Here is an 8,153-nt window from a genome sequence, read left to right as displayed (position 1 = left end):
GCACGGGCGCAAAAACTCGATGATGATCTCGGTGCTGATGATGTGCGCCGGTTCGCTGGTCATCGCCTTTTTGCCCACCTACAAAGATATCGGCGCCTGGGCGCCGGCCTTGCTGCTGGTGGCGCGCAGGAGTGGACGCAGAGTTTTATCCTCGATGCCCGCTCCGGCTTCACCCAGGGCACGGTGGGTTTCGGTGTGGATGTATTGGGCATGTACTCGCAAAAGCTCGATGGCGGGCGCGGCACCGGCGGCACCCAGCTGTTGCCGCTGGACCGCGACGGCCGCCCGGCGGATAACTTCGGGCGTCTTGGGGTCGCGTTCAAGGCGCGAATCTCCAAGACCGAAGTCAAGGTCGGCGAATGGATGCCGGTGCTGCCGATTTTGCGCTCGGACGACGGCCGCTCCCTGCCGCAAACCCTGCGTGGCGGGCAGATCACCTCAAAGGAGATCGACGGCCTGACCCTCTATGGCGGCCAGTTCCGCGCCAACAGCCCACGCGACGACAGCAGCATGACCGACATGTCGATGGTCGGTAAAACCGCCTTCACCTCCGACCGCTTCAACTTCCAGGGCGGTGAATACGCGTTCAACGACAAACGCACCCAGATCGGTGTGTGGAATGCCCAACTCAAAGACATTTACAGCCAGCAATACATCAACCTGATCCATAGCCAGCCCATAGGCGACTGGACCCTGGGCGCCAACCTCGGCTTTTTCTACGGCAAGGACGACGGCAGCGCCCGGGCAGGTGACTTGGACAACAAGACCTGGTCCGGCCTGTTCTCCGCCCGTTACGGCGGCAACACCTTCTATGTCGGCCTGCAAAAACTCACCGGCAACAGTGCCTGGATGCGCGTCAACGGCACCAGCGGCGGCACCCTGGCCAATGACAGCTATAACTCCAGCTACGACAACGCCCAGGAAAAGTCCTGGCAAGTGCGCCACGACTACAACTTCGCCGCGCTGGGCATACCTGGCCTGACTTTGATGAACCGTTATATCAGCGGTAGCAACGTGCATACCGGCACCATCACCGACGGCAAGGAATGGGGGCGCGAGAGCGAAGTGGGCTATACGGTGCAAAGCGGCACCTTCAGGAACCTCAATGTGCGCTGGCGCAACTCCACGATGCGTCGTGATTACAGCAACAACGAATTTGATGAGAACCGGTTGATCGTCAGCTACCCGATAAGTCTGCTGTAAACCAGCGTCGGACTTACTGTATGGTGCGCGCCTGCCGCTGCTGATCCGCCCAGCAGCGGCCTCTATTCGAGCGCATGCACACCATGAAATTCTTCGCCATGCTGGTCCTGGCTCTGAGCCTTTGCGGCTGCATCGGCGCACCTGTCGTCCTGACGCCGCAGACGGCGCAACGCTTGCAGGCTCAGGCGCCCATCCGCTTTTTGTTGACCTTCGATGACGGCCCCAGCGCCTCGGGTTATAACAACCCCAGCCGGTCGGTGATGGCCGATTTGCTGCACAACCCGATACTGCCGGGCATCAAGGCGGTATTTTTCCTGCAGACCGAAGCGTCCCGCTCCGGTGGCAGCCTGCGGGGTCGCAAGACCATGGAGCGCGAATACGCCGCCGGGCATGTGTTGGCCTTTCACACAGCCACGGCGTTTCACACCAACCACCGTTGGCTCAATGACGCCGAGCTGGAAAGCACCCTCACCGAGGGCGCAGCCGACATTGCGTCGATCACTGGCACTGCGCCCACGCTGGTACGCCCACCCTTCTGGAACTACGACCGGCGCACCTTCGCCGCCTACCAGCGCCACGGCATGCATGTGCTGCTGACTGACCTGAGTGCCAATGACGGAAAAATCTGGGGTTTCAATGGCAGCCCACGCCGGCGAGCGAACTTGTATCGGCAACTGTCTGTGGTGCGCGAACGCATTGCTCTGGGCGAACTGCCAACGGTGGACGGCGTGATACCCGTGGTGGTGACCTTCCACGATATCAACCGTTACACCGCGCGACACATGCAGGAGTACTTGCAAATCCTGATGGACAGCGCTCGGATCAATGGCATGAAGGTCGCAGCCGAGCCGTTCTACACCGACCACGCCACGCTGGAACGCGCAGCGTTGGCACGCACAGTCAAGGATATGAATGAAGTAGTGCATCTGCCGGGGGTGTGGAACTGGGTGTGGGATGCGGACTCGCATTAGTCGCTCTGCGACGACCGGTTATATTTGCTGCTACTTGCGCTTGCCGCTCATGGGGAACTCAAGTTCACGCCGCCAACACACATAGGGACGTCAATAAAAAAGAGAATCCCATGAACGTCACTTCGCCATCGCTTAATCAGCATTCGATTGCCCTCCCGGATACAACGCCAACAGCATCGCAAGCGCCCATTGAGATCAGTGCCCGGCGTTCCTACTACGTGGGGCGCGACAGACCGATAGATTTTCTATACCTATCCTCGCATTCCAAACTCACTCCCGATCAGCATCCGCTGGACAGTACCCAAAAAAAATACATCAACACCGACGTATTGCGACACGACAAGCACGTGAAGTTCTACCAGGAAATCGCCTACATAAGCGAAAACGGCAAGCCGATAGGCTCGTCCTCCAACGAACTTGTAATCGAGACCGGTAACCGTGCCGACAAGGTAACCATTAAAAAAGTCCCGGGTCATAGTCTGATCGCGACCATCAACAATAAGCCCTATCAACTGAACCTGCTGACGTCCCCTGACGGCAGTGAATCGCAACCCTTACGCATCAGGACCAACGGGGGCGACGATTGTGTTCTGATCGATCCTGAAGTTAAAAACGCCATTCGCATCGAGCTCGGCGCCGGCAATGATTACGCGCGTGCCGGCGCAGGAGACACCCGCCTCTATGGCGGTGCGGGGAACGATATGCTCAAGCTTGGGAGCGGCGACGGCATCGCATTCGGTAACGATGGCAATGACGTGTTGATCGCCGGCACCGGGAACGGTGTCCTGAAAGGCAACAATGGCAATGACCGTATGCAGGCAGGAAAAGGCTCGGCTGATCGTCGCCTGTTCATGGACGGCGGCGACGGTCACGACTTCATGATTGTCACGCGCAACGACACTCAAATCCCGACAGTCCTGCACGGTGGCAAAGGTGAAAACCTGATCGTCACAAATGGCCCCGCCACAATTTACACCGGGCGCGACAAAAACATCGTCAGGTCTGATAACGACAATACCGTCATCTACGCCAAACCGTCGGACGAGGTTCATCGTACCCCGGGCTCCCAGCGCGTTCACACGCAACACAGCGAGGTGGGCAAAAGTGGCTATGTGATTGAGGGCTCTGCCGAGTTCGTACAAAACGTAGAAGACGATATGGAGCTGCTAAGAATATCCCGGCAAGGCAAGAGAATGCTCGGTACTGCCGACGCCGCCGCTCAGAGGAATGATTCCCCGGTACGCATTACTGAATTGACGGAGGACAACGGCAGCTACTACTTCAGTAATGCGGCCATTCGCAACCACCTCGAAGCAGGCCACTCTATGGATACGCTGGCACCTGCGGCCCAAGGCTTCATCACACACCAACAAGCTGGCGCCGTCGCAACGGGTGCGCAGATACAATACAACCCCTCGTATTCGCTGGATGCAGACAGCGCACCCGTCAACGCCCTCTATCACGAAATGGCCCACGCCTATAATGGCGCCTCGGGAACGTTCCTCGCAGGCAGCACCGCCATACCGGAGAACCCCGACGGTGAACCCAATGATGAACGGCAAGCCGTAGGGCTGTTTACCGTTGCTCAGCCATTTAATTTTGTAGGTCACCCCGCGGCCGAACCGAGTACAACAAACCCCAAGCCGTTTTCCGAAAATGGGTTTCGAGAGGAGATGCGCCGTCAGTTACGCACTACCTACACCTGAGGGGTATTGAGCGAGGGAGTGGGTTGATCAAACCGACTCCCGTGACTCGACGCCCAGCTCATCCCACACCGACTCGGCCAAGTGGAACGTCGCATTGGCTGCCGGTATCCCGCAGTAGATCGCGCTCTGCATCAGCACTTCCTTGATCTCGGCGCGTGTCACGCCGTTGCTGGCGGCGGCACGCAGGTGAAGTTTTAATTCTTCACTACGATTCATGCCGATCAACATGGCGATGGTGATCAGGCTGCGGGTATGCCGAGGCAGGCCGGGGCGGGTCCAGATATCACCCCAGGCGTGGCGGGTGATCATTTCCTGGAACTCGCTGTTGAACTCGGTCAGGGCATTGAGGCTGCGGTCGACATGGGCATCGCCCAGCACTTCGCGACGCACTTGCAGGCCATCGGCATAACGTTGTTTCTCGTCCACAAAAACTCCTTAAACATTTGATAGAAGCTCGAACACGTGTGGCGAGCAGGCTTGCCCTGCGCTGGGGCGCGAAGCGGCCCCAAAACCTGGCGATGCGGTTCATCGGGAAGAACGCGATGGCTGTATCAGGGCCGCTTCGCCGCCCAACGCAGGGCAAGCCTGCTCACCACAACAAACCTGTCTGTCACAACAAGCCTGCTATACAGAACACGTCAGCTCTCCAGAACAAGCTCGCTGCCACAGGTTTAATCAGCCAACAGGAACGCCAGCACGCGGTCGCTGAACGCGGCGCCGGCCTGTACGTTGGACAGGTGCGCCGCGTAGAACTCGGCGTACTCGGCGCCCTTGATCTGATTCTGGATAAAGCGGCTGCCGGCCGGCGGCGTAACGGCATCTTCGGTGCCGGCAATCGCCAGGGTCGGCACTTGGATCGTGGACAGTTGCTCGCGCAAATCCGCATCACGTACGGCTGCGCAGTTGGCGGCGTAACCTTGGGGCGACGTGGCGGCAAGCATGTCGGTAATCTGCTGGGCCTGGTGCGGGTTGGCGGCGGCGAAATCGGCGGTAAACCAGCGTGCAATCGACGCATCGCGCAGCGCTACCATGGCCGCCGCACCGTCACGCAAAACCATCTCGATTCGCGGGTTCCAGATCTCCGGCGTGCCGATCCTGGCGGCGGTGTTGCACACCACCAGGCGCAGCAGGCGATCACCTGCGTGGATGCCCAGCCATTGGCCGATCAGGCCGCCCATGGACAGCCCGCAAAAATGCGCACGCTGAATATCCAGCGCATCGAGCAACGCAATCACATCGCGACCCAGCTGCTCGATGCTGTACGGCCCTTCGGTGACCAGGGATTTGCCATGGCCACGGGTATCGAAACGCAGTACGCGAAAGTGCTGGGTGAAGGCCGGGATCTGGATGTCCCACATATGCAGGTCGGTGCCCAACGAGTTGGACAACACCAGCACCGGCGCGCCCTCAGGCCCGTCCAGTTGGTAATGCAATGGGCCTTCGGCCAGTTGTACAAATGCCACGGCGGTCTCCTTACGCAGTCAAAGCAAAATGGTCGGTCACCGCACGGGTAACCCAGGTTTGAGCCTGGCCCAAGTAATGGGCCGGATCGAGCAGGCGGTCCAGTTCCACCGCCGACAACTCGGCGGTGACCTGTGCTTCGTCCGCCAGAACCGCGCGCAGATGTCGCCGTTCGGCGACGGCGCGTTTACAACATTGCTCCAATAGATGGTGAGCGGTCTCGCGGCCCAGGCGTTGGGCAAGCACGATACTCACGGCTTCGGCCAGCACCAGCCCTTGGGTCAGGTCGAGGTTGTGCGCCATGCGCTCGGGGTCGACCTCCAAGCCTTGGCTCACCAACAGCGCCTGTTTCAAGGCACCGGACACCAGCCGACAAATCTCTGGCAGGGTTTCCCACTCGGCGTGCCACAGGCCCAGGCTGCGCTCGTGCTCCTGGGGCATCGCGCTGAACATCGTCGCCACCAGCCCCGGCACGCGGGTGGCAGCGCTGATCAACACGGCGGCGCCCACCGGGTTGCGCTTATGCGGCATGGTCGATGAGCCGCCCTTGCCCGGCGCCGACGGCTCGAACACCTCCGCCGCTTCGGTCTGCATCAGCAGGCTGAGGTCGCGCCCCAGTTTGCCAAGGCTGCCGGCGATCAGGCCGAGCACACTGGCAAACTCCACCAGCCGATCACGTTGGGTGTGCCAGGGTTGCTCGGGCAAGCCCAGTTGCAACTCAGCCGCCAAGGCGTGCGCCACCGGCATGGCGTGCTCACCAAGTGCCGCCAGGGTGCCGGACGCGCCACCGAACTGCAGCACCAACAAGCGCGGCTTCAGCTCGGCCAGGCGCTGGCGACTGCGCGTCACCGCGCCCAGCCACCCGGCAATTTTCATCCCCAGCGTGACCGGCGTCGCATGCTGCAGCCAGGTCCGCCCGGCCAAAGGTACGTCGGCATAACGCTGGGCCTGGGCAGCAAGCACCTCGCCCAATTGCGCCAGGTCCGCTTCAATCAGCGCCAACGCCTGGCGCAGTTGCAACACCAGCCCGGTGTCCATCACATCCTGGCTGGTCGCGCCCAGGTGCACGTAACGCTCGGCACCGGCATCTTCAGCGGCAATCAACTTGCCCAAGGCCTTCACCAGCGGAATTGCCGAATTCCCCGCCGAGGCAATCGCCTCGCCCAGGGCATCCACATCGTAAAGCGAAGCCAGGCACGCCTGGGCAATCGGTGCGACGGCGGCTTGCGGAATCAGCCCGACCCGGGCCTCGGCCCGGGCCAACGCCGCTTCGAAATCCAGCATGCCCCGCAAACGTCCCTGGTCGCAGAACACCTCGGCCATGCTGTCAGCGGTGAAGTAAGCGTCGAACAGTTGATTGCTCGTGCGCAGTGTCATAACTCATCCCTAGAGGTCGTGATGTAGATAAGCCGCCTGTTTGGGCAGACGCAGGCTGAACAGGAAAGCGACCGCCATCATCGCGGTGACGTACCAGTAAAAGGTATTTTCCATGCCAATGGATTTCAGGCTCAACGCAACGACTTCGGCCGAACCACCAAAAATCGCATTCGCCACCGCATACGCCAGGCCCACACCCAGTGCGCGCACCTGCGGCGGGAACATCTCCGCTTTGACCAGGCCGCTGATCGAGGTGTAGAAGCTGACGATCGCCAAAGCCAGGGTGATCAACACAAAGGCCAGGAACGGACTGGTGACGGTTTTCAGGGTCAGCAGGATCGGCACGGTGAACAGCGTGCCCAGGCCTGCGAACCAGAGCATCGAATTACGTCGACCGATCTTGTCCGCCAACATGCCGAACAGCGGCTGCATGCACATGTACAGGAACAGCGCGCCGGTCATGATGTAGCTCGACGTCTTGGCGTGCATGCCCACGGTGTTCACCAGGTATTTCTGCATGTACGTGGTAAAGGTGTAGAAAATCAACGAGCCACCGGCGGTGTAGCCCAGCACGGTAATGAAGGCTTTGCCGTGGTCGCGGAACAGCGCGACGATGCTGCCGGCGTCTTTGTCTTCACGCATTTCCTTGCTGGTGGTTTCTTTCAAGGTGCGACGCAGCAGCAGGGAGATCACCGCAGCAATGGCACCGATCACGAACGGAATACGCCAGCCCCAGGCGCGCAGTTCTTCTTCACTCAGGATCTGTTGCAGGATCACCACCACCAGCACCGCCAGCAATTGGCCGCCGATCAGGGTCACGTATTGGAATGACGCAAAAAAGCCGCGCTGGCCCTTGAGTGCCACTTCACTCATGTAGGTCGCCGTGGTGCCGTATTCGCCACCCACCGACAGGCCCTGGAACAGGCGCGCCACCAGCAGCAAGGCCGGCGCCCAGGCGCCGATATCTTTGTAGGTGGGCAAAAAGGCGATGACCAGCGAACCGGCGCACATCATCAGCACCGAGATCATCATCGAGTTTTTGCGCCCGTGCTTGTCGGCCACTCGGCCAAACAGCCAGCCACCGATGGGTCGCATCAGGAATCCGGCAGCAAACACCCCGGCGGTGTTGAGCAACTGGACCGTGGGATCGTCCGAGGGGAAAAACGCCGGGGCAAAATAAATCGCGCAGAAGGCATAGACGTAGAAGTCGAACCATTCGACCAGGTTGCCGGAGGAGGCCCCGACAATCGCAAAAATCCGTTTGCTGCGTTCTTCTCCGGTGTAGTGACTCGTTTTTGTTGTCATGTTTTTTTACTCAGTGGGAACGGTTATAGCCTAGACATACTTTGCAACAACCATGTTCCGCAAGCAGACTTTTGCATAGGTGCGGCCTTGAGGGCGCCATCGCAGGCAAGCCAGCTCCCACCTTTGAACC

Annotated in this window: 7 protein-coding genes; 3 read left to right on the top strand and 4 right to left on the bottom strand. The window is 60.1% G+C overall.

Going from position 1 to position 8,153, the window contains the following annotated elements:
- Window positions 1–42: 42 nt before the first annotated feature.
- The 3 genes from FEM54_RS18000 (at window position 43) to FEM54_RS17990 (ending at window position 3,880) form a co-directional block, all read left to right on the top strand.
- The gene (locus tag FEM54_RS18000) at window positions 43–1,203 is read left to right on the top strand and encodes an OprD family porin (protein WP_240792767.1); all 1,161 of its coding nucleotides are present in this window, start codon (window positions 43–45) and stop codon (window positions 1,201–1,203) included.
- Window positions 1,204–1,286: 83 nt separating this feature from the next.
- Entirely contained in the window at window positions 1,287–2,174 is an 888-nt protein-coding gene (locus tag FEM54_RS17995) for a polysaccharide deacetylase family protein (protein ID WP_017137240.1), read from the top strand.
- 110 nt (window positions 2,175–2,284) lie between these two features.
- On the top strand, window positions 2,285–3,880 hold the full coding sequence (locus FEM54_RS17990; RefSeq protein ID WP_138452251.1) for a M91 family zinc metallopeptidase: 1,596 nt from the start codon (window positions 2,285–2,287) through the stop codon (window positions 3,878–3,880).
- A gap of 27 nt (window positions 3,881–3,907) precedes the next feature.
- Here FEM54_RS17990 and pcaC read toward each other — a convergent pair whose 3' ends face one another.
- The 4 genes from pcaC to FEM54_RS17970 all read right to left on the bottom strand — a co-directional run bounded on the left by pcaC (window position 3,908) and on the right by FEM54_RS17970 (window position 8,023).
- Window positions 3,908–4,306 (bottom strand): 4-carboxymuconolactone decarboxylase, encoded by a 399-nt coding sequence (gene pcaC, locus FEM54_RS17985; RefSeq protein WP_017137238.1) that lies wholly within the window; start codon window positions 4,304–4,306, stop codon window positions 3,908–3,910.
- A gap of 245 nt (window positions 4,307–4,551) precedes the next feature.
- A complete protein-coding gene (gene pcaD / locus FEM54_RS17980; RefSeq protein ID WP_017137237.1) occupies window positions 4,552–5,343 on the bottom strand; it encodes a 3-oxoadipate enol-lactonase in 792 nt (263 codons plus the stop codon).
- A 10-nt stretch (window positions 5,344–5,353) separates the two neighbouring features.
- Window positions 5,354–6,718, bottom strand: a complete 1,365-nt coding sequence (locus tag FEM54_RS17975) for a 3-carboxy-cis,cis-muconate cycloisomerase (RefSeq protein ID WP_138452249.1) — start codon at window positions 6,716–6,718, stop codon at window positions 5,354–5,356.
- Between the two features lie 9 nt (window positions 6,719–6,727).
- Window positions 6,728–8,023, bottom strand: coding sequence for an MFS family transporter (locus FEM54_RS17970; RefSeq protein ID WP_017137235.1), 1,296 nt, complete (start codon window positions 8,021–8,023; stop codon window positions 6,728–6,730).
- Window positions 8,024–8,153: the final 130 nt, after the last annotated feature.

The organism is Pseudomonas edaphica, assembly GCF_005863185.1.
In the GTDB taxonomy this organism is placed as follows: Bacteria; Pseudomonadota; Gammaproteobacteria; order Pseudomonadales; family Pseudomonadaceae; genus Aquipseudomonas; species Aquipseudomonas edaphica.
The sequence above is the reverse complement of the archived record's forward strand: the minus strand, read 5'-3'. Positions and strand labels throughout refer to the sequence as shown.